Source organism: Herbaspirillum sp. C7C2, from assembly GCF_022627865.1.
Taxonomy (GTDB): Bacteria; Pseudomonadota; Gammaproteobacteria; order Burkholderiales; family Burkholderiaceae_D; genus Herbaspirillum; species Herbaspirillum frisingense.
On sequence record NZ_JABXGI010000003.1, the window covers coordinates 279363 to 301534 of the forward strand.

The 22172-nt window shown below is 61.8% G+C and carries 19 protein-coding genes; 10 read left to right on the forward strand and 9 right to left on the reverse strand.

Going from position 1 to position 22172, the window contains the following annotated elements; genetic code table 11:
- Positions 1–114 precede the first annotated feature (114 nt).
- A complete protein-coding gene (gene cspE, locus HWE04_RS07215; RefSeq protein ID WP_006463169.1) occupies positions 115–321 on the forward strand; it encodes a transcription antiterminator/RNA stability regulator CspE in 207 nt (68 codons plus the stop codon).
- 187 nt (positions 322–508) lie between these two features.
- Here cspE and icd read toward each other — a convergent pair whose 3' ends face one another.
- Positions 509–1765 (reverse strand): NADP-dependent isocitrate dehydrogenase, encoded by a 1257-nt coding sequence (gene icd, locus HWE04_RS07220; protein WP_006463170.1) that lies wholly within the window; start codon positions 1763–1765, stop codon positions 509–511.
- Between the two features lie 248 nt (positions 1766–2013).
- Here icd and HWE04_RS07225 point away from each other — a divergent pair, with 248 nt between their 5' ends.
- From HWE04_RS07225 to HWE04_RS07235, 3 genes are all read left to right on the forward strand, one after another.
- Positions 2014–2580: a pseudouridine synthase gene (locus HWE04_RS07225; RefSeq protein WP_241811970.1), complete on the forward strand. Its 567-nt coding sequence runs from the start codon at positions 2014–2016 to the stop codon at positions 2578–2580.
- 192 nt (positions 2581–2772) lie between these two features.
- Entirely contained in the window at positions 2773–2943 is a 171-nt protein-coding gene (locus HWE04_RS07230; protein ID WP_006463172.1) for a hypothetical protein, read from the forward strand.
- A gap of 153 nt (positions 2944–3096) precedes the next feature.
- Positions 3097–3570: a DUF192 domain-containing protein gene (locus HWE04_RS07235; protein ID WP_241811971.1), complete on the forward strand. Its 474-nt coding sequence runs from the start codon at positions 3097–3099 to the stop codon at positions 3568–3570.
- Positions 3571–3758: 188 nt separating this feature from the next.
- On the opposite strand, the gene rpsT is transcribed toward HWE04_RS07235, so the two are convergent.
- Positions 3759–4025, reverse strand: a complete 267-nt coding sequence (gene rpsT, locus HWE04_RS07240; RefSeq protein WP_006463174.1) for a 30S ribosomal protein S20 — start codon at positions 4023–4025, stop codon at positions 3759–3761.
- A gap of 341 nt (positions 4026–4366) precedes the next feature.
- Between rpsT and murJ the strand changes: the two genes are divergently transcribed.
- Complete coding sequence (gene murJ / locus HWE04_RS07245; protein ID WP_241811972.1) at positions 4367–5920, forward strand: murein biosynthesis integral membrane protein MurJ; 1554 nt, start codon at positions 4367–4369, stop codon at positions 5918–5920.
- A 119-nt stretch (positions 5921–6039) separates the two neighbouring features.
- Positions 6040–6888 (forward strand): SirB1 family protein, encoded by an 849-nt coding sequence (locus HWE04_RS07250; RefSeq protein WP_006463177.1) that lies wholly within the window; start codon positions 6040–6042, stop codon positions 6886–6888.
- Positions 6889–6912: 24 nt separating this feature from the next.
- Here the strand turns inward: HWE04_RS07250 and HWE04_RS07255 are convergent, their stop codons facing one another.
- A complete protein-coding gene (locus tag HWE04_RS07255; RefSeq protein ID WP_241811973.1) occupies positions 6913–8841 on the reverse strand; it encodes an ATP-binding cassette domain-containing protein in 1929 nt (642 codons plus the stop codon).
- A gap of 375 nt (positions 8842–9216) precedes the next feature.
- Between HWE04_RS07255 and HWE04_RS07260 the strand changes: the two genes are divergently transcribed.
- The 3 genes from HWE04_RS07260 to HWE04_RS07270 all read left to right on the forward strand — a co-directional run bounded on the left by HWE04_RS07260 (position 9217) and on the right by HWE04_RS07270 (position 14282).
- Positions 9217–11694 (forward strand): penicillin-binding protein 1A, encoded by a 2478-nt coding sequence (locus HWE04_RS07260; protein ID WP_241811974.1) that lies wholly within the window; start codon positions 9217–9219, stop codon positions 11692–11694.
- A gap of 534 nt (positions 11695–12228) precedes the next feature.
- The gene (locus tag HWE04_RS07265) at positions 12229–12978 is read left to right on the forward strand and encodes a c-type cytochrome (protein WP_446719212.1); all 750 of its coding nucleotides are present in this window, start codon (positions 12229–12231) and stop codon (positions 12976–12978) included.
- The gene (locus HWE04_RS07270) at positions 12975–14282 is read left to right on the forward strand and encodes a cytochrome c (RefSeq protein ID WP_241811976.1); all 1308 of its coding nucleotides are present in this window, start codon (positions 12975–12977) and stop codon (positions 14280–14282) included. Before HWE04_RS07265 ends, HWE04_RS07270 begins: the two co-directional genes overlap by 4 nt.
- Positions 14283–14378: 96 nt before the next feature.
- On the opposite strand, the gene HWE04_RS07275 is transcribed toward HWE04_RS07270, so the two are convergent.
- The 5 genes from HWE04_RS07275 to HWE04_RS07295 all read right to left on the reverse strand — a co-directional run bounded on the left by HWE04_RS07275 (position 14379) and on the right by HWE04_RS07295 (position 20576).
- Positions 14379–15071, reverse strand: a complete 693-nt coding sequence (locus tag HWE04_RS07275; protein ID WP_077237791.1) for a winged helix-turn-helix domain-containing protein — start codon at positions 15069–15071, stop codon at positions 14379–14381.
- Between the two features lie 26 nt (positions 15072–15097).
- Complete coding sequence (gene glmM / locus HWE04_RS07280) at positions 15098–16432, reverse strand: phosphoglucosamine mutase (RefSeq protein ID WP_006463183.1); 1335 nt, start codon at positions 16430–16432, stop codon at positions 15098–15100.
- 138 nt (positions 16433–16570) lie between these two features.
- Positions 16571–17419, reverse strand: a complete 849-nt coding sequence (gene folP, locus HWE04_RS07285; RefSeq protein WP_241811977.1) for a dihydropteroate synthase — start codon at positions 17417–17419, stop codon at positions 16571–16573.
- Positions 17420–17655: 236 nt separating this feature from the next.
- Positions 17656–19545 (reverse strand): ATP-dependent zinc metalloprotease FtsH, encoded by a 1890-nt coding sequence (gene ftsH / locus HWE04_RS07290; RefSeq protein WP_039875206.1) that lies wholly within the window; start codon positions 19543–19545, stop codon positions 17656–17658.
- Positions 19546–19928: 383 nt separating this feature from the next.
- The gene (locus tag HWE04_RS07295) at positions 19929–20576 is read right to left on the reverse strand and encodes an RlmE family RNA methyltransferase (RefSeq protein ID WP_241811978.1); all 648 of its coding nucleotides are present in this window, start codon (positions 20574–20576) and stop codon (positions 19929–19931) included.
- Between the two features lie 76 nt (positions 20577–20652).
- Between HWE04_RS07295 and yhbY the strand changes: the two genes are divergently transcribed.
- Positions 20653–21111, forward strand: coding sequence for a ribosome assembly RNA-binding protein YhbY (gene yhbY / locus HWE04_RS07300; RefSeq protein ID WP_182994223.1), 459 nt, complete (start codon positions 20653–20655; stop codon positions 21109–21111).
- Between the two features lie 194 nt (positions 21112–21305).
- Here the strand turns inward: yhbY and greA are convergent, their stop codons facing one another.
- On the reverse strand, positions 21306–21782 hold the full coding sequence (gene greA / locus HWE04_RS07305; RefSeq protein ID WP_006463194.1) for a transcription elongation factor GreA: 477 nt from the start codon (positions 21780–21782) through the stop codon (positions 21306–21308).
- Between the last annotated feature and the right edge of the window lie 390 nt (positions 21783–22172).

The window sequence follows — 22172 nt, forward strand, 5'->3', positions numbered from 1 at the left end:
CAAATGTAACAACTGATCGATGCGAAGGGGGCACGGTTTAAGGGGGGCTGCGTGACGCGCGATGCTTCTTGCTTTGACGGCTCGTGTGATAGTTAATATTTGAAAGATGCTTTTATGGCAACAGGTACTGTCAAGTGGTTCAATGATTCCAAAGGCTTTGGCTTTATCACTCCGGATGACGGCGGCGAAGATCTGTTCGCTCACTTCTCCGCAATCCAGATGAACGGCTTCAAGACCCTGAAAGAAGGTCAAAAAGTCCAGTTTGACGTTACGCAAGGCCCCAAAGGCAAGCAAGCATCGAACATCCAGAACGCCGCTTAAACCCCGGTATGCTCTTAAAAGCCCTGCATTGCAGGGCTTTTTTCATTGGGCGCGCGGCTAGTGCAATCCGCGTGGCGGCGTTATCGCCCTTCCCCTTCTTCCCAAAAACAAACAGCCGGACATTGCCGGCTGTTGTTTTTTCGTCATCTTCGCAACCCGAATCTCTACCGGAAGCAGTCTGACGGCCTTACATGTTTTCGATCATGGCTTCGCCGAAGCCGGAGCACGAAACCTGGGTCGCGCCTTCCAGCAGACGGGCGAAATCATAGGTCACGCGCTTGGCAGAGACCGACTTCTGCATCGCGGTCACGATCAGTTCGGCCGCTTCGATCCAGCCCATGTGGCGCAGCATCATTTCTGCCGAGAGAATGCTGGAGCCGGGGTTCACATAGTCCTTGCCGGCGTACTTGGGCGCGGTCCCGTGAGTGGCTTCAAACACGGCCACGGAGTCGGACATGTTGGCACCCGGCGCGATGCCGATGCCGCCGACCTGGGCCGCCACGGCGTCGGAGATGTAGTCTCCGTTCAGGTTCATGGTGGCAATGACGCTGTATTCCGCCGGGCGCATCAGCACCTGCTGGAAGAAGGCATCGGTGATCGCATCCTTGATCACGATCTGGCGACCGGTCTTGGGATTCTTCAGGCGCATCCACGGGCCATCGTCGATCAGCTCGGCACCGAATTCGCGGCCCGCCAGGGCATAGCCCCAGTCACGGAAGGCACCTTCGGTGTACTTCATGATATTGCCCTTGTGGACGAGGGTGACCGAGGGCTTGTCGTGATCGATGGCGTACTGGATCGCCTTACGTACCAGGCGCTCGGTACCTTCGCGCGAGACCGGCTTGATGCCCAGTGCAGAGGTCTCCGGGAAGCGCAGCTTCTTGACACCCATCTCGCGGGTCAGCAGTTCGATCAGTTTCTTCACTTCCGGCGTGCCGGCCTGCCATTCGATGCCGGCGTAGATGTCCTCGGAGTTCTCGCGGAAGATCACCATGTCGGTCTTCTCCGGCTCGCGCAGCGGTGAAGGCACGCCCTTGAAGTAACGCACCGGCCGCAGGCAGACATACAGGTCCAACTGCTGGCGCATGGTCACGTTGAGCGAGCGGATACCGCCGCCGACCGGCGTGGACAGGGGCCCCTTGATCGAGACCAGGTATTCCTTGAGCACGTCCAGGGTCTCATCCGGCAGCCAGACATCGGGACCATACAGCCGGGTCGACTTTTCGCCGGCGTAGATTTCCATCCAGTGGATCTTGCGCGCGCCACCGTAGGCCTTTTCCACGGCGGCATCGACCACCTTGAGCATCACCGGCGTCACATCCACGCCCACGCCATCGCCCATGATGAAGGGGATGATGGGGTTATTGGGGACATTGAGGGTGTCATCAGCGTTGGCGGTGATCTTGCGCCCTTCAGCAGGCACTTGGATATGTTGGTACGACATCGTGGTCTCCGACGGTTGAGGCGGTGGCGATAGAAGGGATAGAAGGCATCAGCGGCAATCCGGACCAGCGACCAGCAGGTCGCCATTGCCTGGATTGTCATACAAGCGGGGAATTTTAAGAGATTTCCGCAGTTTGAGTCGGGGAAATTCCGGAATGCACGCGCAAGGTCTTATATAAGATATAGGACATCCGTGGACGATTATGCATCAGGATTTTACGGAATGCCATGTTTTTGCGACACTAGCGCATGCCTCTGATCTTATTCAACAAACCTTTCCAGGTGATGAGCCAGTTCTCGGCCCACCCCGAACGCCAGACCCTGGCCGACTACATCGATATTCCCAATGTCTATCCCGCCGGCCGGCTGGACGCCGACAGCGAGGGCCTGCTCCTGCTCACCGACGACGGCAAGCTGCAGCATGCCATTGCCCATCCCCGGCGCAAGCAGCCCAAGACCTATCTGGCCCAGGTGGAAGGCCAGGCCAGCCCGGAGGCGCTGCAACGCTTGAGCAACCCGCTGGACCTGGGCGATTTCGTGACCCAGCAAAGCCAGGCCCAACTGATCCAGGAACCGCCCTGGCTATGGCCGCGCACACCACCGATCCGCCAGCGCCAGAACCAGCCGACCAGCTGGATCGCACTGACCATCAGCGAAGGCAAGAACCGCCAGGTGCGCCGGATGACGGCTGCCGTAGGCCTGCCGACGCTGCGCCTGGTGCGCATCGCGATCGGGCCGTTCTCGCTGGCGAGTCATCCTCTGATGCCCGGCGAATGGCGCGAGGTCGATCCGGCCGCACTGGACAACCCATCCTGAACAGGCCAGGACCCAAAATACTGATCACTCTAACAACATTTTATTGTGGCAGAGTGCATGATTCTTCATCAATCTCCGTAAAAAAGATCAAAATCAGTGTCAACCTTCATCCGCGCCCGCCGTTATTGGCATTGATTCGCACGAATCATCGTTTGCCTCACATCCCTAACATGTTGAATTGAAGGACGCAAAATGAAAAAATTGATCGCCGCTCTGATCGCTGGTCTGTTCGCCACTGCTGCTTTCGCACAAGCTCCGGCCGCTCCGGAAGCGCCGAAGGCTGAAGCCGCTGCTCCGAAGGCTAAGAAGGCCAAGAAGGCCAAAAAGGCAAAGAAGGCAAAGAAGGCAGCTGAAGCTAAGTAATTAGCGTCCGCATCAAGAAAAGGCAGGCTGGTCCTGCCTTTTTTCATGCCCGCACGCTTTTGCCGGCTGGCTGCTCATCCACTGTCGCACCCGGCCCGGCACCTGCTATGCTGCCTGCTCTTCGTCCGACCTGATCCACGATAGATATTGAACATGCGCCAATCTTCACTTTTCCGCCCCGCCCTCTTGCGCCTCGCCGCCGCTGCCGCGCTGACCATCGGCTGCCTCGCCAGCACCACTGCCAGCGCCCAGACGCCGGTCCGCAAGTTCCCCACCACCCAGCTCAACATCGGCATCCACCTGATCAAGGCCGAAGTGGCCCAGTCCGAAGCCGAGCGCGAGCAAGGCCTGATGTTCCGCGACAAGATGGGGGACAACGAAGGCATGCTGTTCCTGTTCGGTCAGCCGGCAGGCGTCTGCATGTGGATGAAAAATACGCTGATTCCCCTGTCGGTGGCCTTCATGGATGAAAAAGGCGTCATCATCAACATCGAGGAAATGAAGGAACAGACCCTGGATTCGCATTGTGCGAAACGCGCAGCGGTCTATGCGCTGGAGATGAACAAGGGCTGGTTCAAGCAAAAGAACATCAAGCCCGGCACCAAGATCGAAGGCCTGCCCCAGTAAGCAAGGTGGTCAGCAGGAGCGGCAGGCTGGTGGCCTGCCGTGCCGGCCACCACAAACCGGCAGGAACAAGTCGCGGCAAACGGGTAAAACACGGGCGACAAACGCAAAAAACCGCTTGCAAGCAAGCGGTTTTCTTGTACTGCAGTCTGAAGCGGGTGAACCGCGCTTCAGCTCAAGCCAAGCAGCAATTAAGCAGCCAGGGCCTTCAGGGCAGCAGCCAGACGGCTCTTGTGGCGAGCAGCCTTGTTCTTGTGGATGATCTTCTTGTCGGCGATGCTGTCGATGGTCGACACGGAAGATTGGAACACGGAGGTTGCTGCAGCCTTGTCGCCGGCGGCGATGGCCTTGCGAACTGCCTTGATTGCGGTGCGCAGGGTCGAGCGCTGGCTCGAGTTGTGAGCGTTTTGCTTGACTGCTTGACGAGCACGCTTACGTGCCTGTGCGGTATTTGCCATGAAAATTATCCTAAATCGAGAGTCGTTTGCGCCGCAAACCCCGAGGACTCGCGATGCCAAATTCTGTAAAGCATCGGATTATAACCAGATTCACTCGACAAGGCAATCAACTTGCCCTCTTCTGTCGCTGAACTGCCGTAAACAGCCCTGCATCGGCCGGCATGCAAGTTCAGCGAGGGCTGGATTGCCGCAAAGAAATTGTCATCCGGCATCGAACCTGCCATCCACCCGGCGACTCTACCTCCACCCGCTGCGCATCGCCGGTCCAGGCCGGCAGACGCACCGGAACCAGGGCCGCGATTGCGGCCGCCGCCGCAAGGCCCCCGCTATAATGCCGCTCCATGAACTTGCATAAAACGCTAGCCGCCATTTCCGGCATGACGATGCTCTCGCGCATCACCGGACTGGTCCGGGAAATCCTGTTTGCCCGCGCCTTCGGCGCCTCCGCCTACACCGACGCCTTCAACATCGCCTTCCGTATTCCCAACCTGCTGCGCCGCCTGTTCGCCGAAGGCGCGTTCTCGCAGGCCTTCGTGCCCATCCTGGCCGAATACAAGAACCGCCGCGGTATCGAAGAGACCAGGCAGCTGATCGACCATGTCGCCACCGCCCTGATGTGGGTGATGCTCATCACCTGCGTGGCCGGCATCGTGGCCACCCCCTTCGTGGTCTATTTCATCGCCACCGGCCTGCAATACAACCCGGACGCCTTCCACGCCTCGGTGCTGATGACCCGCATCATGTTTCCCTACATCGGCTTCATGGCCTTCGTGGCGCTGGCCGGGGGCATCCTCAATACCTGGAAGGAATTCAAGATCCCGGCCGTGACCTCGGTGCTGCTCAACGTGGCCTTCATCGTGGCCTCGCTGTTCGTGGCGCCCTTCATGGAGCAGCCCATCTACGCCATGGCCTTCGCCGTGCTGGTGGGCGGCGTGCTGCAGGTGGCCATCCAGGTGCCGGCACTGGTGAAGATCGGCATGCTGCCGCGCCTGTACTGGAATCCCATGCTCGGGTTGCGCGACGAGGGCGTCAAACGGGTGTTGAAGAAGATGGGGCCGGCCGTCTTTGCCGTCTCGGCCGCGCAGATCAGCCTGATGATCAATACCAACATCGCCTCGCGCCTGGAGCACGGCAGCGTCTCCTGGCTGACCTATGCCGACCGCCTGATGGAATTCCCCACCGCCCTGCTGGGCGTCGCCCTGGGGACCATCCTGCTGCCCAGCCTGTCCAACGCCCACGCCGCGCAGGACATGGAGGAGTACTCGGCCCTGCTGGACTGGGGCCTGCGGCTGACCTTCATGCTGGCCATGCCGGCCGCGGTAGGACTGGCCACGCTCTCCGAACCGCTGACCGCCACCCTGTTCCACTACGGACGTTTCGACGCGCTTTCCGTCACCATGGTCGGCCACGCACTGGTGGCCTATGGCGTGGGCCTGATCGGACTGATCCTGGTCAAGATCCTGGCGCCCGGTTTCTATGCCAAGCAGGATATCCGCACCCCGGTGATCATCGCCGTGGGCGTGCTCATCGCCACCCAGGCCATGAACAGCCTGTTCGTGCCGATCTTCGCTCATGCCGGCCTGGCGCTGTCGATCGGGCTGGGCGCCTGCCTCAATGCGCTGTGCCTGTTCATCGGCCTGCGCCGGCGCCAGATCTACGTGCCGCGACCGGGCTGGGGCCTGTTCCTGGTGCGTCTATGCGGCGCCTTGCTGGTGATGGCCGGAGTGGCCTTGTGGATCGCCGGCCACTTCGACTGGGTCGCCCTGCGCGCCCATCCGCTGCTACGCATCGGCGCGTTGATGCTGGTACTGGGGGTCTGTGCAGCTGCCTACTTCGGCCCCCTGTTTGCGATGGGTTTCCGGCTGCGCGAATTCAAGCGGATCGCGCGCCGCTGAGCCGCTGAACCAGCCTTGCTGTCGCTTCAGCAAAAGAAAACGGTGGAGTGAAACAACAAATTTCACTCCCCTCCAGGCAGACCTGACGCAGCGCGCAATATTTTGATAGCATGGGTGTCATGACGCTCACCTCCCTCGACTATTTTGCTTCGCTGGTGCGCCAGGACGATTCGATTCCCTTGTTCGAATCCGCCCTGACGTTGGGACAGGATTTCTATCCCGAAATGGATTTCGCTGAAGAGGAAATGGCGCTCGACACCCTGGCGCTCAAGCTCAGGCAGCGACTCCCTCCGGATGCGTCGCAAATCCAGAAGTTGCGCATGCTGAACCAGTTCTTCTTCCAGGAAATGGCCTTCGCCGGCAACGTCAACAATTACTACGACCCCGACAACAGCTACATCCACCGGGTGATCTCGACCCGGCGCGGCATCCCTATCTCGCTGGCGGTAGTCTATATCGAACTGGCCCAGCAGATCGGGCTGGACATGAAGGGGGTTTCATTCCCTGGCCACTTCCTGATGAAGTTATCGGTACAGTCGGGTGAAATCGTGCTGGACCCCATGAACGGTTCCAGCCTGTCGCGGGAAGAACTGGAAGAGCGTCTGGAGCCCTTCCTGGCCCATCAGCCGGAAGAAGAGTTCGGCGACGAGCTGCCCCTGGCGGCCTATCTGCGGGCGGCTCATCCACGCGAAATCCTGGCGCGCATGCTGCGCAACCTGAAAGCCATCTTCATGGAAAGCCAGCGCTGGCAACAGGTGCTGGACGTGCAGGAACGCCTGGTGATCCTGCTGCCCGAAGAAGTCACCGAAAAGCGCGACCGCGGACTGGCCTTCGCCAACCTGGGCATGGCCCAGGCCGCGCTGGAAGATCTGGAAGCCTACCTGGCCCTGCGCCCCTATGCCGAGGACGCGCCCAATCTGCGCGAGATGCTGCCCGACCTGCGCGAAGCCTTGCGCAAGCCGAACTGAGCGGCCTGCGCAGGCTGAGGGCGCTTACTTCCTGCCTTCGATCTCTTCCCAGCGCTCCAGGCTGACCAGCAGTTCTTCGTCGATCTCGGCGAAACGCTGGTTCAGCTTGACGGCGTCATCGGCACTCTTCTTGTAGAGGTCGGGGTCGGCCAGCTTCTCGGAAATCTGCTTCTGCTCCGCTTCCAGTGCGGCGATGCGCTTGGGCAGTTCTTCCAGCTCACGCTGTTCCTTGTAGCTCAGCTTCTTCTTGGCCGCGGGCGCAGCCACCGGTGCCGCCATGGTCGATTCGGCCTTGACCTCGCCACTGTCGGTGGCCCTGTCGGCCGCCTTGCCGCCAGCCTTGGAGGCCGCCTGCGTGGTCGGACGCTGACGCTCCCAGTCGGAATAACCACCCACGTATTCACGCCAGACGCCATTGCCCTCGGCGGCGATCACCTGGGTCACGACGTTGTCCAGGAACATGCGGTCGTGGCTGACCAGGAATACCGTCCCCGGATATTCTTCCAGCAGTTCTTCCAGCAGTTCCAGGGTATCGATGTCGAGGTCGTTGGTCGGTTCGTCCAGCACCAGCACGTTGGCCGGCTTGGCGAACAGGCGCGCCAGCAGCAGGCGGTTGCGTTCACCGCCGGAGAGCGTGCGCACCGGCGAGCGGGCGCGTTCCGGCGCGAACAGGAAGTCCGACAGGTAGGTCATCACGTGCTTGCGCTGGCCGTTGACCTCGACCCAGTCGCTGCCCGGGGCAATCGTGTCAGCCAGCGTGGTTTCTTCATTCAGTTGCGCGCGCATCTGATCGAAATAGGCGACCTGCATCTTGGTCCCCTGCTTGACGGTGCCGCTATCCGGCGCTTCCTCGCCCAGGATCAACTTGAGCAGCGTGGTCTTGCCGGCGCCGTTCTGGCCGATCAGGCCGACCTTGTCGCCGCGCATGAGGATGGTGCTGAAATCGCGCACGATGGTCTTCGGGCCGTAGGCCTTGTTGACGTTTTCCAGTTCCGCCACGATCTTGCCGGAACGTTCGCCGGTGCCCACTTCCAGCTTGACCTGACCTTGCCGGTCGCGGCGCTCGCTGCGCTGCACGCGCAGCGCTTCCAGGCGTCGCACACGGCCTTCGTCGCGGGTACGGCGGGCCTGCACGCCCTTGCGGATCCAGACCTCTTCCTGGGCCAGGAATTTGTCGAACTTGGCGTTTTCCACTTCCTCGTTGGCCAGCAGCTCGGCCTTGCGGGTCTGGTAGGTGCTGAAGTTGCCGGGGAAGGACAGGATCTTGCCGCGATCCAGTTCGATGATGCGGGTCGAGACGTTGTCCAGGAAACTACGGTCGTGGGTGATGAAGAGGATGCTGCCCTTGAAGTCGCGCAACAGGCCTTCCAGCCACAGGATGGAGCCGAAGTCCAGGTGGTTGGTCGGCTCGTCCAGCAGCAGCACGTCAGGGTTGCCCACCAGGCCGCAGGCCAGGGCCACGCGTTTCTTCATGCCGCCGGAGAGTTCGCCGATGCGTGCTTCGCGGTTCAGGTTCAGCTTGTCCAGCGTGGTCTCGACCTTGTTGCCGATGGACCAGGCGTCGGCCGCGTCCAGCACGGTCTGGATCTGGTGCATGCGCTCCAGCAGGGCATCGTCGTTGTCGCCGCCGAACTGGCCGGTGATGGCTTCATATTCGGCCAGCAGGGCCGGCAGCTCGCCAAGGCCCGAAGCCACGGCATCGAACACCGTCATCTCTTCCGGAAAATGCGGCTCCTGGTCGACATAGGCGATCTTCAGGTTCTGCTGCATCACCAGCAGGCCATCGTCCAGCTTCGAGCGACCGGCAATGATCTTCAGGAGCGAAGACTTGCCGGTGCCGTTGCGGCCGATCAGGCCGATGCGTTCGCCGGTCTCCAGCGAGAATTCGGCGTGATCGAGGAGCGCGACGTGGCCGAAGGCCAGTTGTGCGTCGGAGAGGGAAATGACGGCCATAGCGTGAGTAGCGTGATCTGCGTGAATGCGACGGCCTGGGCCGCGCAGGATGGATGCGAAGTCGCCTGAAAAAGAGAACCAAGGAGAACCAACGGCGAAAGAGCGGCATTGTACCGACTGCGCCGGCGAAATGCTGATTTAAGCGCGCTGACGCTGTCTTGATTTACAAAAGACGCCACCAAATGCCAGCGGCCCTCGGGTAGTCGGCCCCGATTGTCACTACGGCAACGGTATTTCTGAAAAATAACAAAATTCTCTCGAATTACAACGACGAAAACGGTCGATGTTACAACTGGTAAAGCATTGCCGGCGGCCGGTCCGCCGGGCTGGTGGCCCGATGCTGTAAGATAGCGCATCCCGATTCACACTCATCCCATGCCTCTTCCAACTTTGCCGGACCCGCTGCGCCGCCAGCGCGGCTTCCTCAATCCCAATATCGCCAAGTTCATCGGTCTGTCCATCCTGGGTCTCGGCATCGCCGGTGCGCTACTGGTGGTCTACGCCCTGATCTTCATCAACCCGCGCCTGCCCTCGCTGGACCTGATCACCGATTACCGGCCCAAGGTCCCGCTGCGCATCTGGTCCGAAGACAAGGTCTTGCTGGGCGAATTCGGTGAAGAAAAGCGAAGCCTGGTCAAGCTGGACGACATCCCAGCCGACATGAAGAACGCCGTGCTGGCCATTGAGGACTATCGCTTCTACGAACATGGCGGCATCGACTGGATCGGCATCGCCCGCGCCCTGGTGACCGACGTGCTGCGCGGCAGCGCCTCGCAGGGGGCCAGCACCATCACCATGCAGGTGGCGCGCAATGTCTTCCTGACCAAGGAAAAGACCTTCTCCCGCAAGCTCTATGAAGTGCTGCTGGCCAACAAGATCGAACATGCCCTGACCAAGGACCAGATCCTGGAGGTCTACATGAACCAGATCTACCTGGGCCAGCGCGCCTTCGGCTTTGCCGCTGCCGCCCGCACCTATTTCGGCAAGGACCTCAAGGACGTCAGCCTGGCCGAAGCCGCCATGCTGGCCGGCCTGCCCAAGGCACCATCGGCCTACAACCCCATCGTCAACCCCAAGCGCGCCCACATCCGCCAGCAGTACATCCTGCAGCGCATGCTGGACGTGGGCTTCATCACCCAGGCGCAGTACGACAAGGCTTCCAAGGAAGAACTGAAGGTGCGTGCACCGGGCAGCCAGTACACGGTGCATGCAGAATATGTGAATGAAATGGTGCGCCAGATGGTGTACGCCCAGTACAAGGAAGACACTTATACCCAGGGCTTCAACGTCTACACCACCGTCAATGCCGCCGACCAGCAGGCCGCCTACCTGGCCGTGCGCAAGGGCGTGATGGACTATGACCGTCGGCATGGCTACCGTGGCCCGGAAGAGACCATCGAGCTGCCCTCGAACGCGGAGGATCGGGCCTCCGCCATCGACGACGTGATGGACGACCATCCGGACAACGACGACATCCTGGCCGCCGTGGTGGTGGCTGCCAGCCCCAAGCAGATCGACGCGGTGCTGCGCAACGGCGACAAGATCAGCGTCAAGGGTGAGGCGCTGCGTTTCGTGGCATCGGCGCTGTCGGAAAAGGCCAAGAAGGACGTGCGCATCGGCCCCGGCGCATTGATCCGCGTGATGCAGGATGCCAAGCAGAACTGGCAGGTGGTGCAGTTGCCGCAGGTGGAAGCGGCACTGGTGTCGGTGGTGCCGCAGGACGGTGCCATCCGCGCGCTGGTGGGCGGTTTCGACTTCACCCAGAACAACTTCAACCACGTGACGCAAGCCTGGCGCCAGCCCGGCTCCACGTTCAAGCCCTTCATCTATTCGGCGGCGCTGGAGAAGGGTTTTGCACCCGCCTCCATCGTCAATGATGCTCCGGTGTCCTACCCTGCCGGCCCCGGCCAGCCGAACTGGGAACCCAAGGATGACGAAACCCCGGCCGGCCCGATCACGGTGCGCACGGCCCTGCAGAAGTCGGTCAATCTGGTGGCCATCCGCACGCTGGACTACATCGGCGTGCCTTACGCCAAGGACTTCATCACCGGCACCTACGGCTTCGACGCCGACAAGGTCCCGCCCTATCTGCCCATGGCACTGGGCGCGGGCCAGACCAATCCGCTGCAGTTGTCGGCGGCCTATTCGGTGTTCGCCAATGGTGGCTACAAGATCCAGCCCTACCTGATCTCGCAGATCACCGATGCCCGCGGCAAGGTGCTGTCCAAGGCGGAACCGCTGATCGTCGGCAACGGCGCACCACGGGTGGTAGCCGAGCGCAACAGCTACATGATGACCAACCTGCTCAAGTCCGTGGCCCAGCGCGGCACCGGCGCACGCAGCAACAGCATCGGCCGTACCGACCTGGCCGGCAAGACCGGTACCACCAACGACGCCGTGGATGGCTGGTTTGCCGGCTACCAGCGCACGCTGGCCACCGTGGTGTGGATGGGATATGACCAGCCCAAGAGCCTGGGTGGCATGGAATTCGGCGCCCAGCTGGCACTGCCGATCTGGGTGGATTACATGGCCAAGGCCCTGAAGGGCGTGCCGCAGTTCGACCAGCCGGCCCCCGATGGCATCCGCTTCATCGATGGCGAGCCCTACTACGACAACTTCACTCCCAACAACGGTCTGGTGACCAATGTGGGCGTGACGGTGGTGGATGCGATCTCGAACTTCTTCGGCTGGACCCCGAGCCAGACCCCGGCCGCCCCGGGCACGGCCCAGCCGGCGCCGAACGTGCCAGGCAGCGCCCCCGGCAGCCCGGGGGCTGCGCCCTCGCCTTCGGGAACGCGCCCGCAGAGCGACAATGCGCGCCGCTTCCTGGACAGTACCAACCAGGGCCATTGACGACAGAGCAGGATGATGGATGCAAGGCTGCCCCACGCTGAGATGAAGCGGATGGGGCAGAAAACGAAAAAGCGCAGAAGATACCTTCTGCGCTTTTTTTATGCTGGTGCCCCCGACACGGATCGAACGTGTGACCTATCCCTTCATACCACTATGGCTTTCGCCACCAGAGTCTGTTTGTGGTCTGGACTATACCTTGATCGTGGGCAGTGCCATTGATGCACTGGCCTTTAGACCGGAGCCGTCTAGTCTCTACACCTTCCAGCGTCCTCACGGAAGCCGGCTTGGCTCGGTATTGCCAGCAGCCGCGCAGTCATCACGACCAGGCGCTGTCAGGGTTCACCGAATTTGACTCCATTCACGCGGCGCCTTTCGGCAGCCGCTGCCCAATTGTCTTTAGGAGGGGATCGCTCTATCCACTGAGCTACGGGGGCAGCAAGGCCGCTATTGTATCCGCTGCGCCCGGGCTTGCAAAGCCGCAAGCACTGCGGCGGCTTGCACTACAATAGGTCGATGCGCCCGCTCATAACAAATATGAAGAAAACTGCTGCCATCGCACTGGGGACCTGGATTGCATGTGGACCGGCCATGGCCCAATCACCTGCTACCGCGCCTGACGCCAGGGCGATTCCTGGCATGGCCGAACGCATGGCGGCCTGCACCGTCTGCCATGGCAAGGAGGGGCGCGCCACCGCCGACGGCTATTACCCCCGCATCGCCGGCAAGCCGGAAGGCTATCTGCTGCATCAATTGCAGAGTTTCCGGGATGGCCAGCGCCGTTACCCGATGATGAATTACCTGCTGGCCAATCTCTCGGACGACTATCTCCAGCAGATTGCGATCTTCTTCGCCGCCCAGCACCCGCCCTACCCGCCGCCAGTCACCACCGAGGCCAGCGCAACGGTGCTGGAGCGCGGCCGCCAGCTGGTCACCACCGGCCAGCCCGCGCAGCGCATGCCCGCCTGCGCCGCATGCCATGGTGATGGCCTGGGCGGGGTGGCACCGGGCATTCCCGGCCTGCTGGGACTGCCCAAGGATTACATCAACGCGCAGCTGGGCGCCTGGCGCAACGGCGAGCGCAAGGCCAAGGCGCCGGACTGCATGGGCGAGATCGCCCGCGCCCTGAGCCCGGAAGACATCAACGCCGCCAGCAGCTGGCTGGCGGCGCAGCCGGTTCCACCGGATTACCGCCCGGCCGCTGCACCGCCCAAGCCATTGCCCACACAGTGCGGCAGCATGGGGCCGGCGGTGTCGAAGCCTGGCACGATGGGAGCAATACCATGAGGCGGCCCTGGACAACCGGCCTGAAGTGGCTGCTGCTGGGCACCGCCGGCACGCTGGTGGGCCTGGCTGGCGTGGTGGCCTGGCAGAGCCTGGCCAGCGAGGACCCGGGCATGGCTTCCGCGGTCGGTGATCCGCAGGCGCAGCGGCTCAAGGGCCAATACCTGGCGCAGGCCGGCAATTGCATGGCCTGCCACACCGTGCGCGGCGGAGCGGGATATGCCGGGGGACGCGCCATCGCCAGCCCCTTCGGCACGCTCTACACCAGCAACATCACGCCGGACAAAGCCACCGGCATCGGCAACTGGAGCCGCGACGATTTCTGGCGCGCGCTGCATCACGGGCGGGGCCGCGATGGCCGCTTCCTCTATCCGGCCTTCCCCTATACCAGCTACACCCGGATGAGCCGCGACGACAGCGATGCCCTCTTCGCCTATCTGCAGAGCCTGCCGCCGGTCAATCAGCCCAATCGCGATCATGCACTGCGCTTTCCCTACAACCAGCGCATGCTGCTGGCGCTGTGGCGTGCCTTGTATTTCAAACCGGGCAGCTTCACGCCCGACCCGGCACGCGATGCGCAATGGAACCGTGGTGCCTATCTGGTCCAGGGCGCCGGCCATTGCAGCGCCTGCCATAGCGCACGCAACGCTCTCGGCGCGAGCCTGGCGCCGCTGGCACTGGAGGGCGGCGTGATACCGCCGCTGGCGTGGTATGCGCCGCCACTGCATGGCGGGGAAAAGGGATTGGGAAGCTGGAGCGAGGCCGATATTGCCGCCCTGCTCAAGACCGGGGTATCGCCTCGCGGTACGGCGCTGGGGCCCATGTCGGAAATCGTCGGCCGCAGCCTGCAATATCTGACCAATAGCGACATCTCGGCCATCAGCGTCTACCTCAAGACGTTGCCGGCGCCCTCATCGGAAAGTTCGGCCGGCTCCGGCACACCGCGCCCGGAGCCGGCGCAAGCCGAACGCATCCTCAAGCAGGGCCAGAAGCTCTACGGATCACTGTGCGTGGACTGTCATGGCGGCAAGGGCCAGGGTAGCGCGCCGGATTATCCGCCGCTGGCAGGAAACCATGCCATCGCCGGGCCACAACCGCTCAATGCGATTCGCACCGTGCTCAATGGCGGTTTTCCGCCATCCACGACCGGCAATCCCTATCCCTTCGGCATGCCGCCCTTCGGGCCGCAACTAAGCGATTCCGAGGTGGCGGCGGTACTGTCCTATGTGCTCAACAGCTGGGGTAATCAGGGCGGATGGGTGTCGGCCTCGGAGGTCAACCGCTATCGCAGCGTGCCGCTGGACTGAACCTGGCGAGAGGGAGCCGCCATGAAAAAAGCGATCCTCGGATCGCTTTTTTCATGATGCGGCTTCAGCGACGCACGCCGACTACCTGAGAGGCGATCATTGCTCGCCGCTGAGCTTGTAGCCCATGCCACGCACCGTCTGCACGTAATGCGCGAGATCGCCCAGCGATTTGCGCAGACGCATGATATGCACGTCCACCGTGCGTTCTTCGATGAAGGTATGGTCACCCCACACCTTGTCCAGCAACTGGGCGCGCGAAAAGATGCGTTCCGGGTGGGCCACCAGATAGCGCAGCAGCTTGAATTCGGCCTGGTCCAGCGTCACCGGCCGGCCACCGACCGAGACTTCGCGCCGCTCGACGTCGATGCCAATGTCGCGATACCGCAGCACCTGGCTGCCGATCTCGGGGGTCTTGCGGCGTAACAGCGCCTGCACCCGCGCCACCAGTTCCTTGGGTGAGAAGGGCTTGGTCACGTAGTCATCGGCGCCCTCGTTCAAGCCCTTGACCTTGTCTTCTTCCATGCCCTTGGCGGTCAGCATGATGACCGGCAGCGCGGCGGTGCGCGGATCGCGGCGCAATTCGCTGAGCAACACCAGGCCCGAGCTGTCCGGCAACATCCAGTCCAGCAGGATCACGTGGGGCAGCGCCTCGGCAATGAACTTGCGGGCCTGGGCCACATCGGTGGCAATGGTGGTGGCGAAACCAGCCCCCTGCATCGTGAAGCGCAATAGCTCCGCGATGCTGGGTTCGTCTTCCACCATGAGGATTTGGGCTAGCTCTTTTGACATCGTCCGCAGTCCGAAACAGGAAGAACTCAGAGCACCTTGGCGGCGATACGCTGCGCCATGCTGCGCGCCAGCTCGGCCTCCTGGGCTTCCACCATCACGCGGATCAGGGGCTCGGTACCGGAGGGGCGCAGCAGTACGCGCCCACGCTCGCCGAGCTGCTCTTCCACGGCCGCCTTTTCCGCCTGCAGGGCGGTATTGGATTTCCAGTCGTAGCCGGCAGGGATCTTCACGTTGATCAGCGACTGTGGATACATGCTGATATCCGCCGTCATCTGCGCCAGGGTCTGGCCTGCGCGCTTGAGTGCCGACAGCACCTGCAGCGCCGAGACGATGCCGTCGCCGGTGGTGTGCTTGTCCAGCGCCAGCAGGTGACCGGAACCCTCGCCACCCAGCAGCCAGCCCTTTTCCTGCAGCACTTCCAGCACATAGCGGTCGCCCACCTTGGCACGCGCGAAGGGCACGCCCATTTTCTTGAAGGCGACCTCCAGGGCCATGTTGGTCATGAGCGTGCCGACCGCGCCATCGATCGCGCCGGTGGCCAGCCTGTCCTTGACCATCAGGTACAGCAGTTCGTCGCCGTTGTAGATGCGGCCGCTGTCGTCGACCATGATCAGGCGGTCGGCATCGCCGTCGAGTGCGATGCCCAGGTCAGCGCGGTATTCGCGCACCGACGCCACCAGGGTCTTGGGCGCGGTGGCACCGCAGTCCTCGTTGATGTTCAGGCCATCGGGCTGGTTACCGATGGTGATGACCTCGGCACCCAGTTCATGGAACACGTGAGGGGCGATATTGTAGGCCGCGCCATGGGCGCAATCGACCACCAGGCGCATGCCGCGCAGGTCCATGGCACCGGGGAAGGTGCTCTTGCAGAATTCGATGTAGCGACCGGCGGCATCATTGAGGCGACGAGCCTTGCCCAGCTTCTCGGAGGGCACGCATTCCATGGGCTGCTCCAGGGCCGCCTCGATATCGGCTTCGACGGCGTCCGGCAGCTTGTTGCCGCTGGCGGAGAAGAACTTGATGCCATTGTCATGATACGGATTATGCGAAGCGGATATCACCACACCGGCCGAGAGCCGCAAGGCGCGGGTCAAATAGGCCACAGCCGGGGTGGGGATCGGTCCAGCCAGCCAGACATCCACGCCCGCTGCGGCAAAACCGGCTTCCAAGGCGGCTTCCAGCATGTAGCCGGAAATCCGGGTGTCCTTGCCGATGAGGACCGTGCGGCGGGCCGCGCCTTCCTTGGCCTTGGTCAGTACCTTGCCTGCGGCATAGCCCAGACGCATGACGAAGTCCGGGGTGATGGGGGCCACGCCGACGCGACCACGCACGCCGTCGGTGCCGAAATATTTTGCTGCCATGTTGTTTCCTCTAACTCTTTCCTGCAGGCGGCCGAACGGCCGACCTGTCTCCCTTGATGCCTTGAATAGGGCAACTTCCGATTTCTGCCTGAAACTGCCGCAGCTGCCTGTCGCAGGCGGCCATGCGGCGCCGGTGCATCAATTGTCCGGGCGCCCGGCCTGCCACATGGTGAGCGCGTCGACGGTTTCGGCCACGTCATGCACGCGGATGATCATTGCGCCCTGCTGGGCCGCTGCCAGCGCCGCGCCGATACTGCCGGCCATGCGCCGTTCCAGCGGCTTGCCGACGACCGCGCCGACCATGGATTTACGCGACATGCCCGCCAAGAGCGGCAGGTCAATTTGATCGATCAGGCTGCGGGTATTTTTGAGCAAAGCAAGATTATGCTCCACTGTCTTGCCAAATCCAAAACCGGGGTCGATGCAGATGCGTTCGCGCGCGATGCCGGCCGCCCGCATCAGGTCCACCTGTCCTTGCAAAAAGTGGGCAACTTCCGCCACCACGTCATCGTAGACCGGGGCTTGCTGCATGGTCTGCGGCTGGCCCTGCATGTGCATCACGCACAGGCCGGCCTCGCTGTCCTTGACGGCATCGATGGCGCCTTCGGCGCGAAAACCGTTGATGTCGTTGATCATGTCCACTTCCGCCAGCAGGGCTTCGCGCATGACGGCGGGCTTGTAGGTATCCAGCGAGAGCGGCTTGCCACAATCGCGCAACGCGTAGATCACTGGCATGACGCGTTCGAGCTCCTGCTCCAGTGACAGAGGGGCGATACCGGGACGGGTGGATTCTCCACCGATATCGATGATGTCCACACCGTCGGCAATCATCTGTTCGGCATGGGTCAGGGCCATTTCCAGCGACTGGTGGCGTCCGCCGTCGGAGAAGGAATCCGGCGTCACGTTGAGGATGCCCATGACCAGTGGCCGGCGACCTTGCTGTACCGGCAGGCGGAACCTGCCGCATTTGAGGAATGCTTGCGTCATCTTGCTTCTATCAGGGTGGAACAGGTGTTCAGTTTTCGCCGCAAACGGCGCAACACTGCGTGGCGCAGCATGATACACCGCCGCATGCCGGCTGCCTGCTTCTTTCGCCGGCACCTGCCAGGGCTTGGCGGCCTCCAGGCGACGCGTCGGGGAGGCCGAAATGAAAAAAGGCGAGGATCGCTCCTCACCTTTTTCTCTTACCGCAGACTGCCTGGCTGCGTCGATACCACCACGCTTCAGGCAGGTGCCGTGGCGTTGGGGGTGACGTCGCCGGGGCGGTTGTTGTCCGAGGACGACTTCTTGGCCGGCACACCGTTGCGTGGCGGACGCGGTTCGTCACCGTTCATGATGTCGTTGACCTGATCGGCATCCAGGGTTTCCCATTCCAGCAGGGCCTTGGCCATGACGTCGACCTTGTCGCGATGCTCTTCCAGCAGGCGGCGGGCCAGCGCATATTGCTCGTCGAGGATGCTGCGGATTTCCGCATCCACCTTTTGCTGGGTGGCTTCGGACACGGTCTTGGAAGACATGCGGCCGAAGTAGGCGTCCTGCTCCGAATCTTCATACACCATGGTACCCAGGGTGACGGACATGCCGTAGCGGGTCACCATCGCACGGGCCAGCTTGGTGGCACGCTCGAAGTCGTTGGAAGCGCCGGTGGACATCTGGTGCATGAAGATTTCTTCAGCAATACGACCACCGAACAGGATCGAGATCTCTTCCAGCATCTTGTCCTTGTACATGTTCACGCGGTCATGTTCCGGCAGCTGCCAGGTCAGGCCCAGTGCGTAACCACGCGGCATGATGGTGACCTTGTGCACCGGATCGGCCTTGGGCAGCAGCTTGGCGACCACGGCGTGGCCGGACTCGTGGTAGGCGGTGTTGCGACGTTCTTCTTCGCGCATCACGGCCGACTTGCGTTCCGGACCCATGACGATCTTGTCCTTGGCATCTTCGAAGTCCTGCATCTCGACCAGGCGCTTGTTGCGACGGGCCGCAAACAGGGCCGCTTCGTTGACCAGGTTGGCCAGGTCGGCGCCGGAGAAGCCCGGGGTACCGCGGGCCAGGATGTCGGCCTTGACGTCCGGAGCGATGGGCACCTTGCGCATGTGGACGTACAGGATCTGTTCGCGACCACGGATATCGGGCAGGCCGACCATCACCTGGCGGTCGAAGCGACCCGGACGCAGCAGCGCCTTGTCCAGCACGTCGGCACGGTTGGTGGCGGCGATCACGATGACGCCGGAATTGGCTTCAAAGCCGTCCATCTCCACCAGCATCTGGTTCAGAGTCTGTTCACGTTCGTCGTTACCGCCGCCCATGCCGGCACCGCGATGGCGACCGACGGCGTCGATTTCATCGATGAAGATGATGCAGGGAGCATGCTTCTTGGCGTTTTCGAACATGTCGCGCACGCGGGACGCACCCACGCCGACGAACATTTCAACGAAGTCGGAACCCGAGATGGTGAAGAACGGCACCTTGGCTTCACCCGCGATGGCACGTGCCAGCAGGGTCTTACCGGTACCCGGGGGGCCGACCATCAGCACGCCGTGGGGAATGCGGCCGCCCAGCTTCTGGAACTTGGTCGGATCACGCAGGAACTCGACCAGCTCCTGCACTTCTTCCTTGGCCTCGTCGCAACCGGCGACGTCGGCGAAGGTGACGGAGTTGCTGTTCTCATCCAGCATGCGGGCCTTGGACTTGCCGAAGGAGAAGGCGCCGCCCTTGCCACCGCCCTGCATCTGGCGCATGAAGAAGATCCAGACGCCGATCAGCAGCAGCATCGGGAACCACGAAATGAAGATCTGCGACAGGAAAGACTGCTCTTCCGGCTGGCGCACGTCGAATTTCACGCCATTGTTGAGCAGGTCACCGACCAGGCCGCGGTCCAGCACGGTGGTCGCGGTCTTGACCTTGGTGCCATCCTGGGTGGTGGCGATGATATTGCGATCCTCGATGGTCGCATCCTTGATGTGACCCGCCTTGACCTCGGAGATGAAGTCCGAATACGCGATAGGCTTGGCGTTGGTTGCCATGCTGCGGCTGTCGAACTGTTTGAATACCATAAACAGCACGAGCGCGATGACCACCCATATGGCAGCCTTGGAAAACATATTGTTCACTGGAACTCCTCCGACGCCTGGGCGCCACGTTGCCTTTGTATTGTCCGATTTTACCCGGATTCAACCACCGTTACATAGAAAACCGCCGTCCGCCCCGCCCTGCCGTGCCGTCGCGCAACGCACAATTGCCGTGCAGACGCGCCACCACAGTTGCTTCGTTACCATCCAGCCAACACTTTTTCCACCATCCTGAACTGGCGAAACCTGCAGGCTGCTCGCCCGGGAAGGGACAAGCGGATGTTTTCCAAATGTCGATATAGGGTTGAAAGCAGGCAAAACAAGGCAGAAAACTTCAGTATTTGCGCCGAAATCCTGTCCATTGTGCACTCAACACCTGAACGAGCGAACGCATCGGAATCAAGTTTGAGCGATGTGATCGGAATTCAAACGCGGGGATTCTTCAATGTCTTGCCCAACAGGAAGATTTCCGACGACTTGTCGCGGCTGGCCTTGGGCTTCTTGGACATCACCGTCTTGAACTCGGCCCGGAACTTGTGCACCAGTTCGTTATAGCCGGTCCCGTTGAAACACTTGACCAGCAAGGAGCCGCCAGGTTTCATGTGCAACTGGGCAAATTCGATGGCCAGGTCGATCAGGTACTCCACCCGCGCTGCGTCAGCAATGGCCACGCCCGACAGGTTGGGCGCCATGTCCGAAAGCACGAGGTCGACCTTGCGGCCGTCCAGCAGCTCTTCCAGCTGGCGCACCGGTTCATCTTCGCGGAAGTCACCCTGGATATAGTGGACGTCGGCAATCGGATCCATCGGCAGGATGTCCAGGCCGATGATGGTGCCATGGATGCCGCCACCTTCGGCGCCGGCCAGCTTGTTGCGCACGTACTGGCACCAGCTGCCGGGGGTACATCCGAGGTCGACGATGACCTGACCAGGCTTGATCAGGCGCTCTTCCTCGTCGATTTCCTTGAGCTTGTAGGCGGCGCGCGCACGATAACCTTCCTTTTGTGCAAGCTTCACATAAGGATCGTTGATATGGTCGTGCAACCAGTTTTTGTTCAGTTTGTTCTTTGCCATTCGCGTAGAATACTGGTTTTATCTCATTGAGGGACAACTTGGCGCCGCCGAGACCTCGTCCCGAACCTGCATTCCCATGTTGACATTGACTCCCGCCGAGCGCAGCGAACTGCGCGCCCAGGCCCATGCCTTGAACCCCGTCGTGATGGTGGGCGAAAGCGGCCTGTCCGAATCCGTGATGAAGGAAATCGACAAGAGCCTGAACGCCCACGGCCTCATCAAGGTCCGCGTCTTCGGCGACGACCGCGAAGCCCGCATCGCGATCTACGAAACCATCTGCGCCGAGCTCAAGGCCGCGCCGGTACAGCACATCGGCAAGCTGCTGGTGCTGTATCGCCCGCAGAAGGACGATGTCAAGAAGACCGCTGCCGGCGCCAAGGGCGGTCTGCGCGAAGTGACCATCGTCAAGTCGCACGCCACCAAGCGTCCTTCGGTGAACAAGGTCATGCTCAAGGGCAATGAACGCGTCACCGCCGGTGGCCTGGTCAAGAAGGCCAAGCCGCGCCAGCGCAGCACCAAGAAGTCGCTGGGCTGATCCCATCCGACCGGCCATCTCCGGATGGCCCGCAAAACAGAATGCCCGCTGATGCGGGCATTTTCATTTCCGGCTCGTCGGACTTGCAGACAGCTCAGGTAGACAGCTCAGGCAGACAGATCCCGCAGACGGATCAAGCCGAATACTACGGCACCCGCCCCGCACTATCACGGGGCCGGTGCCGTCACACCACGTCAGACGTAGCGCACTTCCAGGATTTCATATTCCTTCAGACCCGACGGGGCTTCCACGGCCACCACGTCACCGGCGCTCTTGCCGATCAGGGCACGGGCGATGGGCGAGGTCACGGAAACCTTGGATTCCTTGATGTCGGCTTCATCCAGACCCACGATCTGGTAGGTCACCTTCTCGCCGCTATCCAGGTTTTCCAGGTCCACGGTGGAGGCGAAGACCACGCGGCCTTCAGCGTTCAGATCAGCCGGGTCGACGATCTGGGCCGCGCCCAGCTTGCCTTCCAGGTCGGCGATGCGACCTTCGATGAAGGCCTGACGCTCCTTGGCCGATTCATACTCGGCGTTTTCGGACAAGTCGCCCTGCGCGCGCGCTTCCGCGATCGCATTGATGACTTCAGGACGGTCTTTGGTTTTCAAACGGTGCAATTCTTCCTTCAGAAGTTCGGCGCCACGCTTGGTAAGGGGAACTGTGCTCATAAGTCTCTTGCTCAAGGTTAGGGTTACACGGAAGACGCATCCAAGGTCCGCCGGCCGATGAACACGCAAAAGCACACCATTGCCGCCAACTTGGCGGACAAGCATCGTCTTTACGGGAACAGTCTGGCTGGTGAACGGACCGTTGCTGCAGGATTCCGTCAGCTCTTCAACACGCGCTCTGACCCAGAGCCGCTAAGGACATGACGCCACGCGCAAGTCCGCGATCACGTGGCACGGCGGCGTCATGTCCTTAGCGTCCCCTGGACGGATCTGCCCTGCAACATTGAACATGTTGTGGCCGCAGGGTGTCGTCCAAAAGTCAGAGAGGGCATCGATTGCTCAGATGCCCTCTTAGCTTGTCAGCGTCAACTGCTGCCGACAAAGTAACGT

Coding starts and splice junctions, on each gene's coding strand:
- cspE (WP_006463169.1), top strand. CDS start 115: ATGGCAACAGGTACTGTCAAGTGGTTCAATGATTCCAAAGGCTTTGGC.
- icd (WP_006463170.1), bottom strand. CDS start 1,765: ATGTCGTACCAACATATCCAAGTGCCTGCTGAAGGGCGCAAGATCACC.
- HWE04_RS07225 (WP_241811970.1), top strand. CDS start 2,014: ATGCCTCTGATCTTATTCAACAAACCTTTCCAGGTGATGAGCCAGTTC.
- HWE04_RS07230 (WP_006463172.1), top strand. CDS start 2,773: ATGAAAAAATTGATCGCCGCTCTGATCGCTGGTCTGTTCGCCACTGCT.
- HWE04_RS07235 (WP_241811971.1), top strand. CDS start 3,097: ATGCGCCAATCTTCACTTTTCCGCCCCGCCCTCTTGCGCCTCGCCGCC.
- rpsT (WP_006463174.1), bottom strand. CDS start 4,025: ATGGCAAATACCGCACAGGCACGTAAGCGTGCTCGTCAAGCAGTCAAG.
- murJ (WP_241811972.1), top strand. CDS start 4,367: ATGAACTTGCATAAAACGCTAGCCGCCATTTCCGGCATGACGATGCTC.
- HWE04_RS07250 (WP_006463177.1), top strand. CDS start 6,040: ATGACGCTCACCTCCCTCGACTATTTTGCTTCGCTGGTGCGCCAGGAC.
- HWE04_RS07255 (WP_241811973.1), bottom strand. CDS start 8,841: ATGGCCGTCATTTCCCTCTCCGACGCACAACTGGCCTTCGGCCACGTC.
- HWE04_RS07260 (WP_241811974.1), top strand. CDS start 9,217: ATGCCTCTTCCAACTTTGCCGGACCCGCTGCGCCGCCAGCGCGGCTTC.
- HWE04_RS07265 (WP_446719212.1), top strand. CDS start 12,229: ATGAAGAAAACTGCTGCCATCGCACTGGGGACCTGGATTGCATGTGGA.
- HWE04_RS07270 (WP_241811976.1), top strand. CDS start 12,975: ATGAGGCGGCCCTGGACAACCGGCCTGAAGTGGCTGCTGCTGGGCACC.
- HWE04_RS07275 (WP_077237791.1), bottom strand. CDS start 15,071: ATGTCAAAAGAGCTAGCCCAAATCCTCATGGTGGAAGACGAACCCAGC.
- glmM (WP_006463183.1), bottom strand. CDS start 16,432: ATGGCAGCAAAATATTTCGGCACCGACGGCGTGCGTGGTCGCGTCGGC.
- folP (WP_241811977.1), bottom strand. CDS start 17,419: ATGACGCAAGCATTCCTCAAATGCGGCAGGTTCCGCCTGCCGGTACAG.
- HWE04_RS07295 (WP_241811978.1), bottom strand. CDS start 20,576: ATGGCAAAGAACAAACTGAACAAAAACTGGTTGCACGACCATATCAAC.
- yhbY (WP_182994223.1), top strand. CDS start 20,653: ATGTTGACATTGACTCCCGCCGAGCGCAGCGAACTGCGCGCCCAGGCC.
- greA (WP_006463194.1), bottom strand. CDS start 21,782: ATGAGCACAGTTCCCCTTACCAAGCGTGGCGCCGAACTTCTGAAGGAA.